Source organism: Actinomadura harenae (assembly GCF_003696215.1).
Classification (GTDB): Bacteria; Actinomycetota; Actinomycetes; order Streptosporangiales; family Streptosporangiaceae; genus Spirillospora; species Spirillospora harenae.
On sequence record NZ_RFFG01000123.1, the window covers coordinates 1 to 20,727 of the forward strand.

Genomic DNA, 20,727 nt, shown 5'->3' on the forward strand with positions numbered 1-20,727 from the left:
CGGGTTCGGTGGCGGTGGCGGCGGCCTCGGCGGCGGCCCCGGCGGGTTCGGTGGCGGCGGCGGTGGCCTGGGCGGCGGTGGCGCAGTCGGCGTCCCCGGCGGAATGGGGGGCGCTCTCGGCGGCTCCGGAGCGGCAGCGGCCGGTCGCAACGGGATGAGCGGCATGCCCATGGGCGGCCAGCAGGGCGGCCACGGCGAGGGCGAGAAGGAGCGCGAGCGCTCCACCTGGCTCACCGAGGACGAGGACGTGTGGGGCGCGGACGACGACACCGCGCCTCCAGTGATCGGCTGACCACTGCGCGAGATCGTGCGTGACCTGGGTGGACGGGGGCTACGGCCCCCGCCCACCCTCTTCGCTGTCCGGACTAAGGGAGATCAACTCATGCGACGGCTGACTCGATCGGCGGCGGCCGCGACGGCCGCGGTCGGCCTGGCCGTGGTCCCGACCGCCTCCGCGGGTGCCACCCCCAATCCCAGTTCCCAGGAGTGGTGGTTCAAGGGCTGGAGCATCCAGCAGCAGGTCTGGCCACTGACCAAGGGGCAGGGGGTCACCGTCGCGGTCCTGGACAGCGGCGTCAACGGCAACCTGCCGGACATGAAGCCCGCGACCCTTCCCGGCACCGACGTGGTGAGCGGCGGGAACGGCTGGACCGACCACGACGAGCAGGGGCACGGCACCGCGATCGCGAGTGCCATCGCCTCGCGCGGGACGAGCTCCGGCTTCGTCGGCATCGCCCCCGAGGCGAAGATCCTCCCGGTCCGGACGCAGGCCGACGGCCCCTACCTTTCCAAGGCGATCCGCTTCGCGGTGGACCACGGGGCCAAGGTCATCAACATGTCGATCGGCAACCAGGGCGCGACGATGTTCCCCAACCAGTGCCCGCCGGACGTGTTCGCCTCCATCAAGTACGCGATCGACAAGGACGTCGTCCTGGTCGGTTCGGCGGGCAACACCGGCGACGAGGACAACGCCGTCGAGTACCCGGGCTCCTGCCCGGGGGTCGTCGCCGTGGGCGCGCTCGGCCGGGACGGCCACGCGTGGAAGAAGAGCCAGCGGCAGCCCTACGTCGCCGTCGGCGCCCCGGGCGTCGACGTCGGAGGCATCAGCCGGACCGGCCACGTCTGGACGACCGGCGAGGGGACGAGCCAGGCGAGCGCGCTCACCGCGGGCGCCGTCGCCCTGATCCGCGCGAAGTTCCCGGACATGCACGCGCGTCAGGTCGTCCAGCTGTTGACGAACACCACGAAGGACTTCGGCTCACCCGAGCAGCTCGGACACGGTGTCATCAGCATCCCGCGGGCCCTTCGCACGAAGGTCCCGGCGAGCGCGCCGAACCCGGTCTTCGAGCGCTACGACAAGGCCGCGGCCTCTTCGCCGAAGGGGACTGGTGGGGGTGGCGGGGATGGTTCGTCGTCGGCCGCGCCGGCGAAGAAGAGTTCCAGCAACACGATGCTCTACCTGGGCGTCGGGGTGGTCGTCATCGTCGTCCTGGTGGTCGGTGGCGTCGTTCTGATGCGGCGCGGCAAGGGCAAGAGCGGTGCCGGTGCGCCGCCGTCGCAGGCGCCGATGGGGCCGCCGTCGTTCGGGCAGCAGCCGGGTGGTCACACCGGGCCGCAGCAGTCGCCGTACGCGAATCCGCAGCAGCAGCCGTCCGGCTTCGGACAGCCTGGCGGCCAGCCCGGCTATGGCGCTCCGCAGTTCCAGCCTCCGGCGGACGAGCAGGAACCGCGCCGGTAGTCGCCGAGGTCGTAGTACGCGAAAGCGGGATGGTGAGGTCCGTGTTCACGGGCCGATCCATCCCGCATTTTCGTTTCTCCGCGACGTGGTTGTCCGGGGTCAGGGAGTATCCGAGCGGGGAGTGGGCCGGGCTCCCTTTCGCGTCTTGCGTCGGGTGAGCACGCGGTATCCGAGATAGCCGCCGACGGCGAGCATGAGAACCAACTCCAAGGGATCACCCATGAGGAACTCGGTGTTGAGGGCGACCGCGTGATCTCCCGACACGTGGGCGGCCAGGTTCGTTCCCCGGCTGTCGGGGTCTGCTCCGAATACGCGGCCTTTCCGAGGTCCGCCATCGGGTGACGTCCAGTGGCCGGAGCACGTCATGCGGAGAAGGTTCCGGCTCGACTGGTGACGGCATCCGTCGACGGTCACATGCGTGGCGGTTCCGGTGGCGTACCACCAGGTGGGAAGGACGACCCGGGTGACCATCCCATAAAGCGGTCCGACGAGAACCAGGGCGACGGCGACCCCTGCGGCACCCAGACGATTTGAGCGCATGGCCCTCCTGGGACCGTCGGGCGAGAGGGCGTGGAATTCCCTGCTGCCCGGAAGTATGATCAGACGCCTGTCGATTTTGCCCGACTTTAGCGGATGCCCGGGTCGGCGACCGCTCCTTTGGCCGGTAAGAAGTGGCCACCGACGGGGGTGCCTCAGCTTGACGGTCCGGATTTCGTTTCGTCGTCGTGGGGTGGTGCCCCGGCGGCGTTATTTGTGGTTCTGCTTCGGGCGGTATTTGGGGTTCGCCTCGTTGTATGCGGTCTTCTTCTTGCGGGGCGACATCCCCACGGGGGCTGGGAAGCTGCCGTTCGTCGTAGCGTGCGCTGGATCGTTCGCTACCTGTTCGGTGCTTCTTCTGGCAGTGGTCCTTGGGTTCGCCGGTCGCTCTCCGGCCGTCCTGACCACAGTTGCTTGGCTTTGCTGGGGCGCCACCTTGGCTGCCGTTGTCGTCACTGCGGCGACCGTCGGCAGCCACGGCCTGTTGTTCTTGTCGCTGATTCTGCTGCCGGGAGTGATGCCCGGGTTGCACCTCCGGGCGCTGCCGTCGCGCTGATGGACTTCCGTACCCGGGGTTCCTCAGGGGCGGGGGCGGCAGGGAGTGCAGGAGGTGAGCGTGGCGATGACCTCGTGGGCGAGGGTGTCGGTGGAGAGGCGGCCGGTCGTCGCGTTCAGGGGCGTCCGCTTCTGGTTCGCTTTGCTGGGGCCGTCGGGGTTCGAGTCGCGGCCGCGGTAGGAGACCGTCACGACGGCGTTGCGGACGCGGACGGTCTCCTCGGCGGTGCCGAGGGTGGAGAGGCCGCTCGTGGCGGTGCGGTGGGTGAAGAACGCCTGGTCGCCGATGCCGTTGATGCGGGTGGCGGCGTCGCTGTGCAGGGTTCCTGGGGATGTGGTGCCCTGGGTCTGGAGTGCGCCCTGCCAGGCTGATTCGAAGTCGGCCTTGGCCGCCGTGTCGTTCGCGCTCAGGCGGACGGCGACCATGACGCCGCGTTCACCGCCGCGCTTCGCGTTCGTGGGGGAGTTCCAGCCGCAGTAGGTGTAGCGGCGGCTCGGGTACGTCCCCGACGTGGGCGGAGGCTTCGCCTTGGGGACGAGCCGGTCGAGCGTCGCCTGGGACACCGCCCCGCACATCGCCGGGGGCGAGGTGAAGGCCGCCTGTTCCTTCGGGCGCTCGGACGAGCAGGCGGCGGCGCCGACCGTGACGAGCAGGGCGGCGGCCGTGCCGGTGGCCCATCGGAGTCGTCTCCACGGAGGCGTGGTCGCGGGGCTCGGCGGGGTCCTCGAAGGGGGCGTCAGTCGGTTCATGGCGACTGGAAGGATAGACGCCGACCAGGGGGAGCCGCCCGGCCGTGAGGGGTGCGGAGCCTCACGGCCGGGGCGCGGAGGTCGCCTGGGGCTAGGGATCGATGCCGAAGCTGCGGTGCACGAAGTCCTCGAAGGCTGCCCGCTCCTGACGTTGGGCGTCGGTCTCGGGTTCGCGGAGTTTCGGTTTGTCGAAGATGTGGTCGAGGACGTCCTGGGCCTGCTGGTCGGCTTGGCGTTGGGCGTCGGTCTCGGGTTCGTGGAGCTTGGGTTTGTCGAAGATGTGGTCCAAGAAGTCCTGGGCCTTCTGGTCGGCCTGGCGCTGGGCCTCGGTCTCCTGGGGTTGCGGGTCGTTGCCCAGCGCGCGGCTCACCCAATCCGGTAGCGGGCCGTCGTGGTGTTCCTGTGGTTCCAGTCCGAGGACGCGGTTGATCGCGTCCTGGGCGCGCTTCTCCGGGTCGTCCTGGTCGTTCAGGAGGCCGTTGAGTTCGCCGTGTGCCGGGACGCGGCTGTCGTTGTCCGGGGTGTTGTCCTGGCCGTTCTGGAAGAGGCCGCCCAGGATCTTGTCGGCGGCGCCCCGCATGGGGTCCACAGGGTCGTAGCCGAACGGCATGCGCCCGCCGTCGCGCGCGGCCTTCATGGCGTCGGAGCCGTCCTCCATCAGGTCCTTGCCGAACTTGGCGTCGGAGAGCTTCCCCAGGCCCTTGATCTGGGACAGGCGGGTGAGGATGCGGCCCATGGCCTCCTGGAGGCGCCGGAACTCGGCGAGGAGGCGCTGGACGACGCGTCCGGCGCGGGACATCGCGGTCGACACCTCGGCGCTCGTCGCGGCCGCGGCGGCGCCCTCGCTCGCGCCGAAGGAGAGGGGCGCGGCGGCCTGGGCGGCGAGCCAGGTGACGATGAGCCACTCGACGAGCTGGGAGATCAGGTCCTTGATCGCGGACATCGCGCTGTCCATGACGGACGCGCTGACCGCGAGGATCCCGGTGATGCCGCCGATCTCCGTGCCGATGTCGTGGATGCCCTGGAGGACGTCCCCGATGCGGGCGTGCGCCTGGTCGCTGGCCGGTCCCGTCCATTCGGACAGGTCGGACGACAGTTGCGCCGCCATCGCGTGGGAGAGCGCCCGGACCTCGTCGCTGATCTGCTTCCACGCCTTGCGGTGGTCGCTGATGGCGCCGTCGTCCCCGGTGACCGCGGCGAGTACGTCGTGGAGCGGCTTGATCCAGTCGACCAGGAAGCCGACGCCCGCGCTGACCAGCGCGCCGAGCGGGTCGAAGAACGCGCTGACCGCGGTGAGACCCGCGTCGCCGACGTCGGAGCCGAGCAGGCCCCAGTCGCCGCCGTCGGTGTGTTCGATGATCTTGAAGGTCTGGCTGACGAAGGGCGTGTTGTCGTTGAACGCCTTCTCGGCGCCTTCGGGCCCGTTGTCGCCGCCCCCGGAGTTGCTGGCGCCCGGCCTCCCCTGGGAGATCGTGGGGAAATCGTTCTGGAGCGCCTTGATCCTGGCCTGGAGGAGGGCGTCGGTTGTCGCGTAGGTGAGGGCGGTGGTCTCAAGGCCGCTCTCGATGGACGAGAGCGTCTGATTGAGCCTGGTGAGGTGGCCGTCGACCTGCTTGGTGTAGTTGTCGTAGAAGCCCTGGAAGCCCATTCCGACAATGCCCCATTGCTCGGGCTCGATTTTGATGCCCTGGGCCTGCGATTGGATGAGCTTGGCCTGGTCGCTGTACATGTCCAGGTGCTCGGCGGCCACTTCCAACTTGTGCACCTTGACCAGGAACTCGTCGCTCATCGCGGACCTCCGTCCGCGGAGGCGGGCAAGTGGGAGCGCATCATCGACGCGATGTCCATGCCCGGCGGGGTGATGTCCTGGACGAGGTCCGCCATCTGCCGGGACACGTCCGCGCTCGCCGTCCTGATACACGACATGAGCAGTTCGCTCAGTCCCCGCGTGCCGTGCCGCAGCGCGGACTCGGTGAGGTGGATGTCGGTGACGACTCCACCCGGTGCGACCGTCACGGTGACCGAATCATCGGCGGAGCGGGCGGTCGCGCGCAGCGCGGGGATCTCGCTGCGAAGCTCCTGGTATTTCTCCATGTTGCGTTCGGCGTCCTCGACAAGGCGTTCCAGCGCCTTCTCAAAGGAATTCGGCTCGATCGTCACGTGGCTCCTTCGTGAGTCTTGGGGGGTAACTCGACTCGTTCAAGGACGGCGTTGACGGCAAAGCGCGGGGCGTCTACGGCCATCGGTCTCACCTCCTGGGCGTACGACGTGTTCGTCATGCAGGACGTTCCAGATGAACCCATCGCCGATGCGGCCGGATTCGGCCTGCTCGTTGAGTGGCGGCGATCCCGGAGGGTGTGGGAAGGAGTTCAAGAAATGTCGGTGTAGTAAATGGCTCTGGCGGAGAGCAGGTCAGGCGGTGGCCTCGGTGGGCTCGGGGCGGTGCGTCCGGCGGAGGTAGTAGGCGACGGTGACGATGGCCAGGAGCGGTCCCCAGAGCAGGAGGGGCGCGTAGCAGGCGGCCATGACGGCGGCGGCGACGCCGTGCGGGGCGTCGGGGTCGCCCATCGCCCCGGGGGCCGTCCAGGTCACGGCGCCGATGAGGGTGATCGCGGTGACGGCGAGGGAGCCGAGCGAGGCCGGGACGACGGCGGCGAGCGGCGGGATGCGCCGTCCGCCCAGGAACGGGATCCAGGACGGCACGACCTCGCCCCACGGCCGGACGAGCCCCATCGTCAGCATGGCCAGCCCCTCCGCGACCAGGCTCAGGACGATCACGTACGACGTCAGCGTCCAGCCGGGGCGGTACAGGTCGGCGAGCTCGCCGGAGAACCCGACCGGGACGCCGACGCCGAGGGCGATCCGCCAGAGCCCGGACGGCAGGGTCGTGAGGCTGGCGATGCGGGCGGCCCGTTCGATCCAGCGCGGGGTGGTGGCGTCCATGAGAACTCCCAGGTCGAGGCGTTGTCGTCACGGACAATGCTGCTGGGAGGGGGTGGGGCGGCACTTCCCCCGGCGGGCTCGAGACCGTCCCCCCGAGCGGACCATTTCCCGGCTCCCCCACACGGGGGAGCCGGGGGCGTCACGGGCCGGACGCCGCCGTTACGGGACGGACGCCGCCGTCGCGGGACGGTCAGACGCGGTGGAGGCAGGTCGGGCAGGCGTTGAGGGCGTTGACGGCGTCGTGGGCCAGGGCGTCGGCGCCGGGACGTCCCGTCGCGGTGTCGAGCGGGACCTGGCCCTTCTGCGCCGGGGTGCCCAGCTCGTCGGCGGGGGCGGTGAACCCGCCGTAGGCGACGGTGATGATCAGGTTGCGGAGGCGGATCGTCTCGCCGGCCTCACCGGACCTGCCCAGCGCGCTCGTGCTCGTCCGGTGGTGGTAGAACGCCTGGTCGCCGAGGCCGTTGACCGGCTCGGAGGCGTCCCCGACCAGCTTGCCACCGCCGATGGTCGAGCTGGAGCCGGAGGACGTGACGGTCGTCCGCCAGGCCGAGTCGTAGGCGGACTTCGCGGACGCCCTGCTCTCGTAGGAGACGATGTCGATCTTGGCCGTCCGGTACACGATGTGCTTGGCGCCGGGCGCGGCGCGCAGCGATCCGGACCACAAGCACCACGAGTGCCCGGTGGAGGCGGACTTGTCGCCCAGCGGCTGCTCGGACCGCGGGACGTACTGCGCCACCGTGGGTTTCGTGATCGTCGAGCAGGCCGCGGGGAAGGACGTGAAGCGCTCCTCCTTCGGCTCGGCGTCGCCGGACGAGCCGCCGACCGCCCAGGCCGCGCCGCCGAGGACCGCGATGGCGGCCACACCCGCGGCGCCCAGGATCATGAGCCGCCGCTTCCCGCGCGGCGGCGTGGCGGCAGACGCCGGGGGTGCCGGTGCCGGAGGTTCCGGGACGGACGGGGGCTCGGGCGGAAGGAACTCAGGCCGGGCGGACGCGGACCGCACGGGTTCGGCTTCGGCGGGCAGGAACTCCACGGCCGCCCCGTGCGACGGCGCTCCCTCCTCCGCGGCCCTTGAGTCCGGAACGTCCGAGGACCCGCCGGTCATGCGATCGGCGGGGTGGACAGGATCCCGTTGGACTTCAGGGTCCGGAGGGCGCTGGTGACGGACTCGGGGGAGACCTCGGGGACACGTCCGGCGTTCGCGCGGATGTGCGCGACGAGATCCGGGTCCGGGGAGACGGCGTGGACGCGGAGGTAGTAGGCGAGGGCCTCGGGCCAGACCCACGTGCCGTCGGTGCGGTAGCCGGACGGGACGACGGCCGGGCGGGCGGCGTCCTCGAAGTCCGGGGCGGGAGCGCCGGCCGGGAAGGCGACCGGGGCCTGCTCCAGGTAGGCGAGGACGGCGTCGCGGTCGGCCGGCGGGAGCGGCGGCCGGGGCGGCAGAGCCGGGTCGGGCAGGGGAAAGGCCAGGTGGAGCGACTGCTCGTACCGGGAGGCCGTCCGGATCAGGTCGTCCAGGGACGGGGCCTGCGCCTCGGCGGCGTCCGGGGCCAGGGAACGGATCGCGTCCAAGGCGGGGACGCCCTGGGCGAACGCCTCGCGTAGTGCCGGGTAGTAGCCGACCGCCCGGTTCGTACCGTCGAGGCCCGCGTCGGCGCGCGCGACGTAGGACGCGGCGTCGCCGGACGCCCACAGGTAGCCGAGGATCAGGCCGCCCTCGGCGACCACCGTGCGGTACACCACCGGCCCGGACGCCTGGGTCGGGTACGTCGGCGGCGCCTCCACATGGAGCGGGCCCCAGCCCTTCGAACGGTCGATGGGCGTGCCGTCGGGAAGTTCACCGTCCTGGATGATCGGGCCCGTGGACGGTGGGACGTCGGGATTCGCGAGGCGCTCCACGACGGCCGGCGAGTCGGCCCGCTGCGGCGAGACGCCGGGTGGGACGGCACCGGCCCGAGGGTCCTGCGGGGCGCCGATCCAGCCGCGGATCGCCTCCCGGGCGGGGACGTCCCGCTCCCCGGCCTGGTCGAGGCGCTCCGCCCAGACGAGGGGGGCCTCGAACGCGAGCCGCATCGTGTCCAGGCGGCGGACGAAGCTCGCGGCCGCGTCGGTCTCACTCGCCCACAGATAGCCGATCGGCTGCCCGTCCAGGAGCACGGGCAGGTACTCGACGGGCTTGCGGGTGAAGGGCTCGTACTTGGGCATGGGGTCCTCTGCCAGATCAGGATCGGATCAGCGTGACCGCGGCGTCGCGCGTCGCGTCGTCCACCTCGGGCGGCCGGAACCCGTGGCCGCGCGCGTGCGCGACGAGCTCCGGATCGGGTGCGACACCGTGCGCCCGCAGGTAGTAGCCGACCGCGCCCGGCCACACCCACGTCCCGTCGGTGTGGAACGTCAGCGGCACACGCGCGGCGCGCTCGGGGTCGAGCTCGTCCACGTCCAGGCTACGTGCGGCCAGGACGATCGGCGCCTGCTCCAGATACCGGACGAGCGCCTCCCTCTCGTCCTCGGGGACGTCCGGACGCGCCTCCCCGTCCGCCGCCAGCGGAGCCGCCACCATCCGCAACCCGCTCGCGTCCTGCGCGTCCCGCCCAGGCTCCTCGGCTTGAACGGGCGCGACCTCTTCAGCGTGGACGGGCTCGGTCTGGACGGGTGCGGCGGGGGCCGGTGGGGACTCGTAGGCGATCTGGTGGGTGTCCGGGAAGGTCAGGCGGAAGGACGCCGCCGCCCACGGCTGGGTCGCGCCCTGTCGCAGGACGGCGAACATCTCGCTCAGCGCGGGGGGCATGGCGAACGCGTTCGTCCGGCCGTCCAGCCCCGTGACCTGGACGGACGAGCCGTCCGGCGCGTAGCGGGCGATGCTCTCCGCCCAGCCGGACGGCAGGAACATGCCGAGGGTCTGCGCGAGGTCGCCGAGAAGCTGCGCCTGCTCGTCCGGGGTCAGCGCCCGGTCGGTCGAGCGGGCGGCGCCGCCGAGCCAGACGGGAAGCCAGGTGCGGGGGAAGGCCGCCAGGTCGCGCCGGTACGCCTCGCCGCCGAGACCCGGGTCGAGATCGGCGTCGAACCACGTCCGGTACGCGCCGGGCGGCTCCAGCATGAACCGCATCCCGAACCAGGTGCCCTCGCCGGGCCGGTACATCATCGACCGCAGCTCGGCCGCGACGCCGAGGAACTCGCGCGGGGCCTGGTACTCGCGCACCGAGCCGTCCGCCATCACGACCGCGAGCGCGGCCCGCGAGGCCCCGCCCGCCATCGCCACGCGCAGGTCGACGCGCCGCCACCCGCCGGGGGCGAGCGCCGACATCGCCGTCCCCATCCACTGGACGAGCTGGTCGTACCGCGCCTGGTCGTACGGCCACGGCCCGTACCCGGCCGGCGGCCGCTCTCCGGGCCCCTGAGTCATCGCTTCAGCCTCCTCGACGATCCGCCCGATCCTAGTGCTTTCCCGACAACTTCCCGGTTCTGCGCGCGTCCCGTCACCACCGGAGCCTCCCGCGCACGGCCCGGTCGGACGGCCATCGCGGGAGGACCGATCGGGGCCGGTTCGTCCTACTGGGCGGACGTCCGGGGCAGGGTCAGGCTCTGGAGCGTGATGGGGTCGTTGCCCTCGCGCTCGTTCCAGGCGCGATACGTCCAGCCGTCCGGGGACGGGATGCCGTACCCGTCCCGGAACGCGGTCGCGATCATGCCGGTGAGCCGCCGGTAGGCCGCGGAGGACGAGGGCCAGGACAGGCGGAACCACCAGTCCTCGTGGCCGCGGCGGGGCTCGGGGGCGTTCCAGCCCGCCGACGCGATGACCTGCCGGGCCTCCGGGGACGCCTGGTCGGCGGGAGCGAGGAAGGTGTTGTCGCTGACGTAGGCGACGAGCGCGTCGTCGTCCTGGGCGAACTGCGTGAAGCGCCCTCCGTCGTGCCGCTCACTGATCACCAGGAGCGCCCCCGCCGGGAGCACGGCGAGGTCGTCGGCCAGTTCGTCGGCGAACGTCTGCCAGTCCATCAGATCAGGCTTCCTCGTCCCAGGTCTTGAGATAGTCGTTCACGGCGACGAACAGGGTGACGCGGACCTCCGAGGACCGCACTCCGACCGTGGTCGCCGGGCCCTCCCAGCGGACCTCCGGGGCCTCGCCGTGGATGCGCGCGGACGGCTCCCCGAGGCGCTCGGCGACCAGTCCGACGACGCGGGCGAACTCGTCGCGCAGCCGGCGGCGCTCGCGGACGGCCTCGTCGCCCGTCGCGTCCGGGTCGGCGGACGAGCACGTGGCGGCGTTGATCATGACGGCGTCGGCGCCGTTCTCGATCTTGACGTTGCCGCTCGTGGGACCGAAACCGGCGTCCAGCCACACGGTGCTCTGGAGCGCGACGTGCACGCGCCAGCCGAGGGCCGCGGCGAGCTCGGGGACGTCCCGCGCGGCCCAGGACCAGCGCAGGTCCCGGAAACCCGAAGCCAACTCGCCGATGCGTTCGTCGGGCAGAATGGCCGTCTCAGTCATGGCGTGATCCTATCCGCGCGGTTCCAGGCCGGAGACCCGACGGAAATCGAAGGGATTCTGGTCTCGTGAGAGATCGAAATCCGCCCACTTGACCACGCCGGTCTTGCTCGCGTGGACCCAGACGTACTCGACCTTCAGTGTTCCCGCGTCGAGATGGTCCTGGAGTTGCTGCCTCAATTCCGGCCGGGCCTCCAGGGCGGAACGCAGGTCGGGGTCCAGGGACAGCACGAAGTCGAGGTATTCGGGGCTGCCCTGCGCCGCCTTCTTGAAGTCCTCGATCTGGCGGCCCATGAGGGAGGAGCCCACGCCCTTGGCCTCGATCGCGGTGATCGTCGCGGAGTGCTCGTCGACGCTGACCCCCACGATGTCCAGGGTGTCCGGCTTCCCCGGACCGTCATGGGTCGGGGTGAGCAGCTCCCGCCCGAGCTTGTGGACCAGGTAGTCCTTGCCGCCGGTCATGCCGAGCTTCTCGCTGAACCCCGAGAGCTGCTGGCCGAGCGTGTTGTGCTCCTTCGCCAGCCTCTCCATGTCCTCCAGCTTCTGGAGGACCTCCGGATCGGAGCCGAGGCGCTCGATGACCTTCTCCTTCTGCGCCTCGATCTTCTTGTCGCTGTTGACGTCGTCGTGCTTCTTGATGCCGAGGTCGTCCAGGGTCCGCTTCAGCTCGTCGCGGACCCCCTGGCGTCGCACGTCGATTTCGTCGCGCTGCTCGGCCAGCGACTTCAGCTCGTCCCGAGCCTGCTCGCTCTGGTGATCCGGCTCGTAGGTGTGCTTGTCGCCGAGCTTCTTGTCGAAGTCGTACGGGCGTTCCTTGAGCGGGTCCTCGACGAAGGTGCCCTTTTTGGTGTCCTTGAGCTGGAACTTGTCCTCGGTGCGGTGCGTGTTCTGCGGGTCCGGGTCGTTCTCGTGGTGGAGCCTGCCGTCGTCGCTGCGGAAGAACCCGTCCGGTGTCCTGGAGGGACGGCCGTCCTCACCGGTGTCCCGCGCGTTCGGGTCGTGGTCCGGCCCGTTGCCGTCGGGGGCGTCGTCGTCGGCGCGGGCGCGGGATTGGTCCGGGGCGGGTTCGTTGGAGGGGTGGCGGGCGGGGTCGGTGCCGGGGGCGTGGCCCCGTCCGGCGGGGTCGTTGCCGCCGTCCGGGTAATGGGTCTTCCACTGGCCGTTCGGAGGCCAGTCGGGACGCAGGCGGCCCTCCGGGTCGTGGTGCCCGGACGAGGCGAACATGTTGCCGTTGTGGTCGGACCACGCGAGACCCTCGGGGGCCGTCACGCGGACGCCGAGCTCCCGCGAGAGCTGCGACGCGAAGTCGCCCTCACCGGTGTGGCAGGAGAGAAGGAAGACGTCCTTCCCGTTCCAGTTCGGGTCGTGGTAGATCAGCTCGGCCAGGTCCTTGGCGGACATCTTGTGGCCGTTGACCGTGATGCCGTCCGGGCCGCCGTGCGCGTCGATCACGTAGTGGTTCGGGTCCGCGGCGATCCGGCGGGCGAGTTCGCGCATCGCGGGGTCGTCGGGGCCGTAGAACGAACGTCCCGACGGGGTCTCGTCGCTGCTCCGCCACGCCTCGTGCAGGTGCTCGGGCAGGTTGCGCGGAACGTCGTCGGCCGGGGTGTGCGGCTGCTCCTCGTGCTCCTGGCGCGGCTCGTGCTCGTTCTCGTGCGGGCGGTTCGTCCCTTCGTGCTCCGAGTGCGGCGACGTCCGGCGGTCGTTGCCACCGGGGCCCGCGCCCGGACGGTCCCGCTCGGGGGCCGACGACGGAGTGCGCTCACGATCAGACGACGGAGTGCGCTCGCGGTCCGTGGACGGGGTGCGATCGCGGTCTGAGGACGGCGACCTGTCCGGGGTGCGCTCGGTGGTGGGAGTGCGGTCCGTGGCCGGGCCGCGGTCGCCGCCGGGCGTCCGGTCGGACGCGGGCGTGCGCTCCGAGGACGGCGTGCGGTCGGACGTGGGGGACGGGTCGGCGGACGGAGGCCGGTCCGTGGACGGGTTCCTGTCGTTGCCGGCCGGGGTGCGCTCCGACGGGGAGGCGGTCTGGTCCGACAGGGTCGGGCCTCGGTCGGAGGTCGGCGTGCGGTCGGACGTGGGCGTCCTGTCCGTGGACGGCGTGTGCTCCGTGGACGGGCCGCGATCCGGGGTGGGCGGCGTCCTGTCCGTGGGGGACGAGGGAGTGCGGTCCGACGACGGCCGGTCGGAGGACGTCGGGGTGTGCTCCGAGGGCGTCCTGTCACTGGACGGCGGAGCGCGGTCCGGTGTGGGGGCGCGGTCCGGCGCGGCCGTGGGCTCGGGGGTGCGGTCGGCCGGACGCGTCGTCGGGGTGCGGTCCGCCGGAGGCGTGCGGTCACCGGACGGCGTGCGGTCGGTCGCCGCGGTGTCGCGAATGGTGGGGGTGCGTTCGGGTGCCGCGGACGCGGACGCGCGGTCCGGTGCCGACGACGGGTTGTCGTGGACGGTCGGTGTGCGCTCCGGAGCGGCGGACGCCGGCGCGCGCTCGGGTGCCGCGGAGGTCGGCGCGTGGTCCGGTGCCGCGGACGTCGGGGTCCGGTCAGGGGGCGTGGACGCGCTGTCAGGGGACGCGGCCGCGGGGGCGCGGTCCGGGGGTGTGGACGCGGGTGCGCGGTCCGGCGCGGACGAATGGTCCGGGGCGGCGGCCGGGGTGCGGTCCGGGGCCGGAGCGTTGTGGGCGGTCGCGGCGTCCGGACGCGCCGTGGGATGCGAGGCGGCGGGCGTCGGCGGCGGGCCGTGCGGGACGACCCGGGCGTGGACGTCGAAGGTCGGCCTGCCGTTCGGGTCGAAGCCGGTGTGCGTGACGTCGGTGATCTGGTAGCTGGTGCCGCGGGGGAGGATGAGCTCGCGCTGATCCTTGAAGACGCTGTTCTGGCCCATCCAGACGCCGTGGGTGCCCTCGGGGAGTTCGAGGTGCAGCTGGATGGCGAAGGGCCTGTGGTCCACGACGGCGGGGCTGTTGCCCAGGGACGTGGACATGTAGGCCGGCTCGTGCTGCGTCGTCCCGATCAGGGACCTGGGGTCGCGCGCGCCGAGCGGGGTGCCGTCGGGGGTCTGCATGAACCCCAGGTCGTGCAGACCGCGCCGGGCCTCGACCGGCTCGGGGATCGGGTGTGCGAGCGCCTGGTCGATCTCCATGATGCGCCGGTTGAACACCTCGTTCGTCGGGTGCTCGCCGAACATGTCGTGGTAGAAGACGTAATGGGCGGCTTCTTGGTTGATCCTCCCGAGAGCACCGACCGGATCGTGACTGTTGGTGATGTACTCGACGAGCTGCCGCTGGTAGGTGTCGAGGTGGCCGGGACTGTTCCGCAGTGCGTAGATGTCTCCGACGGTCGGCACCCGATCAGTGGCGCCCATGCCGAGGCCGTGCTTCAGGGCCTCCCGGGCGTAGTGCTGGCCGGACAGGTGGTTGAACATGTGGCTCGGGTCGCCACCACCCGGCCGCAGGAAGCCGTTCTGGATCGACTGCCGTGTGTACTCGGTGAGCGCTCTCTGGTGCTCGGGCGGCATGTCCCTGAAGACGTGGCCGAGGTGGTTCTCGCCGTACCGCTCGCCGTCCGCGTCGGTGTCGAAGCGGCGGACGCCGTCCTCGTGGACGCGTCCCGGACGAGGGTCGGGCTCCGGCTCGGAGCGCGGAGCGGCCTCGTGTTCGGAGCGTGGCGTGGTCTCCGGCTCGTGGGCCGCCGGGCCGCGCTCGGGGGCGTGCGCCTGTGGCTCATGGCCGGCCGGCGTGCGCTCGGGTGCGCGCGTCTGAGGATCGTGGGTGTTCCACTTGTCCGCGAAGGGGGTGCCGTGCTGGTCGACCCGGACCGGGCCCTCCGGGGTGACGACCCTGCGGCCCAGCTCGTTCGCGGCGCGCTGGCCGAAGTCGCCCGCTCCCGCGTTGTCCGAGAGGAGCAGGACCTCCCGGCCGTTCCACTTCGGGTCGTTACGGAGGGTTTCGGCGAACTCCTCCGGACTCATCCGGTGGTCGCCCACGGACGGGCCGTGCTCGTCGCCGGGGGCGTCGACGACGTAGCGGTTCGGGTGGTCCGGGATCCGGTCGGCGTTCTCGTGCGCCGGACGTCCCTCGGGGTCGTGGAAGGACCGTCCGGACGGCGTGTCGTCGCTCTGCCGGAAGTGGTCGCGCAGGTGCTCGGGGACGTTCTCCGGGACGGGCCGCGGGTCGTGCTCGCCGCGCGGTGCCGCATCGCGCTCGTCCGGCGTGGCCGGGTCGCGGTCCGGACCCGGGCCCGCCTCGTGCTCCGCGGGCGCGCTGGGGTCGTGCTCGCCGCGCGGCCCGGCCTCGTGCTCCTGCGGCTCACGTGACGTCGGGTCGTGTTCCTGCGGGTCGCGTGACGTGGGCTCGTGTTCCTGGGGGTCACGAGAGGCGGGCTCGTGGTCCTGGGGGTCACGGGTGGTCGGCTCGGGGCCCGGGCCGGACTCGTGGTCCTGCGGTTCGCGGGAGGTCGGCTCGTTCTCCTGCGGAGTGGTCGGGTCGTGCTCGCCGGTGGACGCCGGGTCGCGCTCCTGCGGGGCGGCGGGGTCGCGCTCGCCGCGCGGGTCCGAGGGCTCGTTCTCCTGGGGGGCCGCCGGGTCGTGCTCTACCTGGGGCTGGTCGCCGCGGATGAGGCCCTGGTCGTCCACGTGCGGTCCGGACGTGGGCTGCTCGCCGCCCTCGCGTGGGGTGCGGCTGTCGGGACGGACGCTCGGCTCGCCGCCGGGACCGGCCGGACGCGCCGCGCCCCCACCCGGTGCGCTGGAAGCTCCGGACGGGCGTCCCGACGGGGACGAGCCGCCGCCCGAGGGGGCTCCGCCGTCGCCGCCCGGCATGAACACGGGCATGGGCGTGACGGTCGGGGCGTTCGCGTTCTGCGGGTCGGCGCCCGGGTGGTCGCCCTCGCCGTCGGCGGCGTTGCGGTTGCGGCTGCCGTCCGAGGACGACGGTGAGGCCAGGTTCGTGCCGCGCGGCCCGGAGCCCGGTCCGCTGCCGCCCGCCGGGTTCGACGAGCCCGTGGGCGACGCCGATGGGCGGTCCGCCCCCGACGGCCCGGACGACGAAGGAGCAGAGGTCGACGGCGCCGACGACGAAGGCCCGGACGAGGCGGGGCCGGACGGAGCGGGGCCGGACGAGGCGGGGCCCGTGGAGACGGGGGCGGCGGAGGACGGGCCCGCGGACATCGGGCCGGACGAGGACGGTGCCGTTCCGGTCGGGCCGTTGTTCGCCGGTGACGTGGACGGTCCCGGGCCGCCGTCCGGCGGCGTGCTGGACATCGAGGGGCCGGACGACGAGGTCGACGGCTGGGACGAGTGGTTCGTCGACCCCGAGTCGCCGTCGCCGAAGGACGCGAGGTTGGTGTGCGAGGTGTTGTTGCCGCCGCCGTTCAGCATCGAATCGATGCGGTTCCCGCCGCCGGAGTCGTGCGACTGCGACGAGTAGTCCCCGCCGCCGTTGTGCGACGGCGACGACGAGGGTGACGACGAGGGGGAGTCGCCGCCGCTGTGCGAGGGCCCGGAGGACGACGGCGGTTCGCCGCTCGGCCCCGGGTCCCGGTAGGACGCCGGGGCGGGCGAGTTGTCGTGCGATCCGGCCGACGGGGAGTCGCCGCCGTTGTTCCCGTGCGCCGAGGGCTCGGACGACGGCGACGACGAGGGGGACGAGGACGGCGGGGACGACGGTTCCGAGGAAGGCGACGACGACGGCCCGTGGTCGGGCGCGGCCGTGCTCGGCTCGTGCGTGCTGGGCGTGGTCGTGGTGACCGGGTCGGCCGCCGGGGTGGTCGACGGGTCCGTGGACGGGCCCGACCCGGACGCGTCGGGCGCGTTGACGTGCTGGTTGTACTCGTTGAGGCCGCCCTTGGCGCCCCCGACCGCGCCGCCGAAGCCGCCGGAGGTGCCGCCCTTCGCGGCGGCCTCCAGGTCGATGGAGCGGCCGTGCGCGAGGTCGGTGGCCATGGAGCCGAGCGCGCCGCCCGCCGCGCCGCCGATCGCCTCGCGGGTCGCGCCCTTGATCATGCTGCCGGCCGCGGTGTCGGCCACGCCGGACAGTCCGGGGATCTTGCCGACGCCGTGGCCGACGGCGCCGCCGACCGCGCCGCCGATGGCGCCGTCCAGCACGGAGGTGCCGAGCTGCTTGAGGTCGATGCCGTCGCGGTGGCCCTGCGCGACCTGGATGCTCTGGATGAGCAGGTCGAGGCCGCCGCCCTGCAGGACGCCCATGAGGGCGCCCTTGACGATCGAGGACAGCAGGTTCTCGCCGAGGCGCTCGAGCAGCCGGGTGGCCATCGTCCGGGCGGCCGCCCAGGCGCCCGCCTCGACCGCCGGGATCGCCGCCGTGGACGCGCCGAACGTGGCGAACGCCGCCGCGATCAGCCAGGCGATCTGCGCCGCCGTGATGATCAGCAGCGCGATGAACATGTACTTGCCGTACTCGATCTCGGTGGCGCCCTGTTCGAGCACCTTGCCGAGGGCGTCACACGCCTCCGCGAGCTTGGGCAGGATCTCGGGGTCGGCGGTGGTCCACTTCTCCCAGTTCTTGCGGAAGTTGTCCGCCGCGCCGCTGTCGAGCGCGCCGAGCACGTCCGAGGCGGCCCGGTTCAGGTCGCCGATCAGGGAGGTCACGTCGGAGGACGCCGTGTGCCACGCGTCGCCGGCCCGTCGCATGGCGGTCTCGTCGCCCTCGGGCCAGTCGGCGCCGATCAGCCAGGACAGCCACTTGACCTCGTCGGGGATCTCCATGCCCACGGGAAGGCCACCTCAAGGGGAGTTCGGGGAGCGGGGGGACGTGCCGGGCGGGGCCGGAGGGCCCGGAACCGTTGCCCGGCGAGGGGGCGACCCGGTCCGCCTCGTCCGGGCCTCGCGCGGAGGCGCCGGGACGGGGCGGACGGGTCAGCGGATCTTCGAGGCGTTCTCGGCCTTGTCGTAGTTGTCGGCCATCTCGTCGACGCCGTCCTTGATGTCGCGCAGGCCCTTGCCGGTGTCGCCGAACGACTTGAGCATGTTCGCCGAGGGGGTCTCGTAGTTCTGCCCGAACTGCTGGCCGGTCTTGTCGTTGCCCCAGCACTTGCCTTCGGCCTGGAGCTTGCTGTTCAGGGCGTCGAAGATGGACCTCAGGTGGTCCGCGCCCGTGTCGAAACCGCCGCCCGCCTTGCGCAGCGCCTTGGTGTCGACTTCCAGGTATCCGCCGTCGCTCATTTACCCAGCAATCCGTAGTGCTCGCGAATGGAGTCCATGTCGAACTTCTCGGGCAGCAGCTTGCCCAGGTCCGGGATGCCGCCGGAGGCGGCGGACCCGGCCGGGCCCGCGGGGGTGACGTCCTGCATCGCCTGGCTGATCTTGTCGGCGACCTGCGCGGACGCGTCGCGGGAGGCTTCGAGGACGGCCTCGGACAGTTCGGCGGACGCCAGCTTCCGGTACACGCGGGGGTCGAGCTCGAGCGCGGTCAGCCGACCCTGCCGGTCGACCGTGACCTGGACCATCCCGTCGGCAGCCTCGGCCGTCGCCTCGATGTCCGCGAGTTTCTCCTGGAGCCCCTGGAGCTTGTCCCGCTGTTCGCGGTACTGGCCCAGCAGCTCGTCGATGTGCGCCTGCCATTCAGCGCGCATATCGCTCCCCTCCGCCTCGTCCGCCTGATCGTTCCGATGACGTTACATCGGCACGTGTCGGACTTCGACCTGAAGTGTCCTTCTTAGTTCTTCATGAGCAGGACGTTCTGTAGCTCGAGGCCCAGTTCCGACGCCGTGAGGTTGACCGGGCCGGCGCTGCCGCCGACCGCGCCGCCGCGCGCGTAGTAGGACTGCGCGAACACGACGCTCGGACCCTGCGAGTACGTGCGCGTCCAGCGCTCGGGGTCGCCGCGCAGCACCGGGATGCCGCTGCTCTTGGCCGGGCCGAGCAGCTTCGGCTCGGCGCGCACGTTCAGGGACCGGACGACCGACCGCGCGTCCGCCACCGTCTCGAACCTCGCGAGCGACAGGACGGTGACGATCGTGCGGGACGAGTTGAGGTAGACGCCCGACGCCATCCGCCCGTTGCAGGGGTGTGCGCGCAGTGTCGTCAGCATCCGCGTGTTCGCGCGCAGGACGCACGACTCGTAGCGGGTGCCCTCCTGCGTGAAGGTGTTGCCCTTCGCCGTCCGGATCGTCCGGGTGAGGATGCTCCACGGGTCGGTCGTCCCGCCACCGCCACCGCCACCACCACCGGCGGCCGGGGACGTCGGCCGTCCGGTGAGGCTGGGCGGCGGCACCGAGGGGATGATCGCCACGTGCCGCTTCGGCTTGTCGTCACCGGAGAACAGGAAGAACGCGCCGACCCCGCCGCCGATCAGAACCAGGATGGCGACCCCGATCATGACGGCGATGATCGCGCCGCCCCCGTCGCCGCTGGGCGGGCCGGGCGGTGGCGGGAAGGAGGGCGGCCCCATCGGAGCGCCGGGCGGTCCCGCCGGTCCGGGGACCGGGGGCGGGGGGAACGGCTGAGGCCCGCCCATGGCCGGGTTCGGGGGGAATCCCGGCTGGCCGGAGGGCGGCTGGCCGGGCCACTGTGGGTTCAATGCGTACTCCGGACGGGGAATCGGGGATCACCGGGGCCTGGCGGGGTCGGGCAAGACTAACGGCAGCCCCCAGGCGCGTTCGTCCTGTTTTCGACGGACGTGGGCTGCAATCGGTGCCGTCCGAATTCCGGGAATTCCCGATGTCGGCGGTCCGGTCCTGGTCTGGACGCCTCCCTGGACGTTCGCCGGACCACCGGTCGGACGCCCGGAAGGTCCGAGATCACGTGATCTCCGGGGCCGCGCGCGGTGCGTGGGGGGACGGGAGTCTCGTAGGCTTGCCGATCGAGGGAAGGGAGGCAGGTGACCGACTCCAACTGGCAGCTGGCCGTACTGCGCGACCTCGGCGCGACCCAGCGGGGCTTCGCCGACACCGCACCTGCCGAACCCCGTCCCGCCCCTGTTCAGGCCGTGGAACCGACGGAGATCGCCGGCACCGCGCAGGTGCCCGCCCAGGTCCCGCCCGTCCCGCCCTTCCCGGTGGACGCCCCGGCGTCCGGCACGGGGGGTTTCCCCGGCCTGCCCTCCACGTCCGACGCGCCGCCTCCCGCGACGGCGTCCTCGCCGTCGGTGAGCGGCGAACACTCGACGGGCGGCCGTCCGGTCACCGTCCCGCACGCGGACGCGCCCGTCGCCGGTCCCGCCGCGGATCTCGGCATGTCCACCGGCCCCGCGCCGACTCCCGGTCCCGTCGCCACGCCGCACGCGGACGCGCCGGTCGCAGGGCCCGCCGCCGCCGACCCCGGCACGTCCGCAGGGCCCGCGGAGGCGGCGCCGTCCATGGGCGATGGTGGTTCCCAGGACGTCGTCCCTGGTCAGTGGGGTGCGCCACCGGTCCCCGGCGGCGACCAGAACGAGAACACCTTGGGCGGCTCGCCGTCCCCGGACACCTCCTGGGGCGGGTCCACCCAGGGCAACGTGAAGCCCGACAACGCGTGGGGTCCGCCGGCCGACGGCGGCGCCCAGCCCGACAACTCGTGGGGCGCGCCCGAGAGCGGTGGTCAGCCGGACAACGCGTGGGGTGCGCCCGCCGTGGCCGACGGCGCGCAGACTCCGGCGGCGTCCGTGCCGGACGCGTCGTGGGGTGCCCGGCCGGCGAACGCGAACGCCGGAGGCGGGGAGCCTCCCGTGCCGGACGGGTTCCCCGGCATCGCGGCGCAGCAGAACGCCGAGCCCGCGCCGCCGCTC

15 protein-coding genes and 1 pseudogene are annotated in these 20,727 nt (G+C 72.4%); 3 read left to right on the forward strand and 13 right to left on the reverse strand.

Annotated features, from left to right (window positions below; translation table 11 throughout):
• Together EBO15_RS45550 and EBO15_RS37390 are read left to right on the forward strand one after the other, a co-directional pair.
• On the forward strand, nt 1-292 hold a 292-nt coding region (locus EBO15_RS45550; RefSeq protein WP_233616720.1), incomplete at its 5' end, for a hypothetical protein.
• Nucleotides 293-382: 90 nt separating this feature from the next.
• On the forward strand, nt 383-1,738 hold the full coding sequence (locus EBO15_RS37390) for a S8 family serine peptidase (RefSeq protein ID WP_122199210.1): 1,356 nt from the start codon (nt 383-385) through the stop codon (nt 1,736-1,738).
• A gap of 1,116 nt (nt 1,739-2,854) precedes the next feature.
• Here the strand turns inward: EBO15_RS37390 and EBO15_RS37400 are convergent.
• From EBO15_RS37400 to EBO15_RS37460, 13 genes are all read right to left on the reverse strand, one after another.
• Entirely contained in the window at nt 2,855-3,580 is a 726-nt protein-coding gene (locus tag EBO15_RS37400) for a hypothetical protein (RefSeq protein ID WP_122199212.1), read from the reverse strand.
• A gap of 91 nt (nt 3,581-3,671) precedes the next feature.
• A complete protein-coding gene (locus tag EBO15_RS37405; RefSeq protein WP_122199213.1) occupies nt 3,672-5,369 on the reverse strand; it encodes a WXG100 family type VII secretion target in 1,698 nt (565 codons plus the stop codon).
• On the reverse strand, nt 5,366-5,740 hold the full coding sequence (locus EBO15_RS37410) for a YbaB/EbfC family nucleoid-associated protein (RefSeq protein ID WP_122199214.1): 375 nt from the start codon (nt 5,738-5,740) through the stop codon (nt 5,366-5,368). Before EBO15_RS37410 ends, EBO15_RS37405 begins: the two co-directional genes overlap by 4 nt.
• A 252-nt stretch (nt 5,741-5,992) precedes the next feature.
• A complete protein-coding gene (locus EBO15_RS37415; protein ID WP_122199215.1) occupies nt 5,993-6,523 on the reverse strand; it encodes a hypothetical protein in 531 nt (176 codons plus the stop codon).
• A 190-nt stretch (nt 6,524-6,713) separates the two neighbouring features.
• Entirely contained in the window at nt 6,714-7,406 is a 693-nt protein-coding gene (locus EBO15_RS37420) for a hypothetical protein (protein WP_147481837.1), read from the reverse strand.
• Nucleotides 7,407-7,624: 218 nt separating this feature from the next.
• Complete coding sequence (locus EBO15_RS37425; protein ID WP_122199217.1) at nt 7,625-8,728, reverse strand: hypothetical protein; 1,104 nt, start codon at nt 8,726-8,728, stop codon at nt 7,625-7,627.
• A 16-nt stretch (nt 8,729-8,744) separates the two neighbouring features.
• Nucleotides 8,745-9,926 (reverse strand): hypothetical protein, encoded by a 1,182-nt coding sequence (locus tag EBO15_RS37430; protein ID WP_122199218.1) that lies wholly within the window; start codon nt 9,924-9,926, stop codon nt 8,745-8,747.
• Nucleotides 9,927-10,072: 146 nt separating this feature from the next.
• Nucleotides 10,073-10,519, reverse strand: coding sequence for a TY-Chap domain-containing protein (locus tag EBO15_RS37435; RefSeq protein ID WP_122199219.1), 447 nt, complete (start codon nt 10,517-10,519; stop codon nt 10,073-10,075).
• A 4-nt stretch (nt 10,520-10,523) separates the two neighbouring features.
• Complete coding sequence (locus tag EBO15_RS37440; protein WP_122199220.1) at nt 10,524-11,012, reverse strand: DUF6301 family protein; 489 nt, start codon at nt 11,010-11,012, stop codon at nt 10,524-10,526.
• Between the two features lie 9 nt (nt 11,013-11,021).
• Nucleotides 11,022-17,729 (reverse strand): WXG100-like domain-containing protein, encoded by a 6,708-nt coding sequence (locus EBO15_RS37445; protein WP_233616721.1) that lies wholly within the window; start codon nt 17,727-17,729, stop codon nt 11,022-11,024.
• Nucleotides 17,730-17,879: 150 nt separating this feature from the next.
• Nucleotides 17,880-18,185, reverse strand: a complete 306-nt coding sequence (locus EBO15_RS44690; protein WP_158628469.1) for a WXG100 family type VII secretion target — start codon at nt 18,183-18,185, stop codon at nt 17,880-17,882.
• Nucleotides 18,182-18,595 carry a YbaB/EbfC family nucleoid-associated protein gene (locus EBO15_RS37455; protein ID WP_122199222.1) on the reverse strand — a complete coding sequence of 138 codons (414 nt, stop codon included), beginning with the start codon at nt 18,593-18,595 and terminating at the stop codon, nt 18,182-18,184. The genes EBO15_RS44690 and EBO15_RS37455 overlap by 4 nt, the downstream gene beginning before the upstream one ends.
• Before the next feature lie 83 nt (nt 18,596-18,678).
• On the reverse strand, nt 18,679-19,341 hold the full coding sequence (locus EBO15_RS37460) for a flagellar basal body-associated FliL family protein (protein ID WP_122199223.1): 663 nt from the start codon (nt 19,339-19,341) through the stop codon (nt 18,679-18,681).
• Between the two features lie 501 nt (nt 19,342-19,842).
• Between EBO15_RS37460 and EBO15_RS37470 the strand changes: the two are divergent.
• A pseudogene (locus EBO15_RS37470) lies at nt 19,843-20,727 on the forward strand (hypothetical protein); the annotation flags it as partial.

What these genes read in the sequence shown, in the direction of transcription:
- EBO15_RS37390 (WP_122199210.1), top strand. Translation starts at nt 383, where the DNA reads ATGCGACGGCTGACTCGATCGGCGGCGGCCGCGACGGCCGCGGTCGGC.
- EBO15_RS37420 (WP_147481837.1), bottom strand. Translation starts at nt 7,406, where the DNA reads ATGATCCTGGGCGCCGCGGGTGTGGCCGCCATCGCGGTCCTCGGCGGC.
- EBO15_RS44690 (WP_158628469.1), bottom strand. Translation starts at nt 18,185, where the DNA reads ATGAGCGACGGCGGATACCTGGAAGTCGACACCAAGGCGCTGCGCAAG.
- EBO15_RS37460 (WP_122199223.1), bottom strand. Translation starts at nt 19,341, where the DNA reads ATGATCGGGGTCGCCATCCTGGTTCTGATCGGCGGCGGGGTCGGCGCG.
- EBO15_RS37455 (WP_122199222.1), bottom strand. Translation starts at nt 18,595, where the DNA reads ATGCGCGCTGAATGGCAGGCGCACATCGACGAGCTGCTGGGCCAGTAC.
- EBO15_RS37400 (WP_122199212.1), bottom strand. Translation starts at nt 3,580, where the DNA reads ATGAACCGACTGACGCCCCCTTCGAGGACCCCGCCGAGCCCCGCGACC.
- EBO15_RS37415 (WP_122199215.1), bottom strand. Translation starts at nt 6,523, where the DNA reads ATGGACGCCACCACCCCGCGCTGGATCGAACGGGCCGCCCGCATCGCC.
- EBO15_RS37405 (WP_122199213.1), bottom strand. Translation starts at nt 5,369, where the DNA reads ATGAGCGACGAGTTCCTGGTCAAGGTGCACAAGTTGGAAGTGGCCGCC.
- EBO15_RS37445 (WP_233616721.1), bottom strand. Translation starts at nt 17,729, where the DNA reads ATGGAGATCCCCGACGAGGTCAAGTGGCTGTCCTGGCTGATCGGCGCC.
- EBO15_RS37430 (WP_122199218.1), bottom strand. Translation starts at nt 9,926, where the DNA reads ATGACTCAGGGGCCCGGAGAGCGGCCGCCGGCCGGGTACGGGCCGTGG.
- EBO15_RS37435 (WP_122199219.1), bottom strand. Translation starts at nt 10,519, where the DNA reads ATGGACTGGCAGACGTTCGCCGACGAACTGGCCGACGACCTCGCCGTG.
- EBO15_RS37425 (WP_122199217.1), bottom strand. Translation starts at nt 8,728, where the DNA reads ATGCCCAAGTACGAGCCCTTCACCCGCAAGCCCGTCGAGTACCTGCCC.
- EBO15_RS37440 (WP_122199220.1), bottom strand. Translation starts at nt 11,012, where the DNA reads ATGACTGAGACGGCCATTCTGCCCGACGAACGCATCGGCGAGTTGGCT.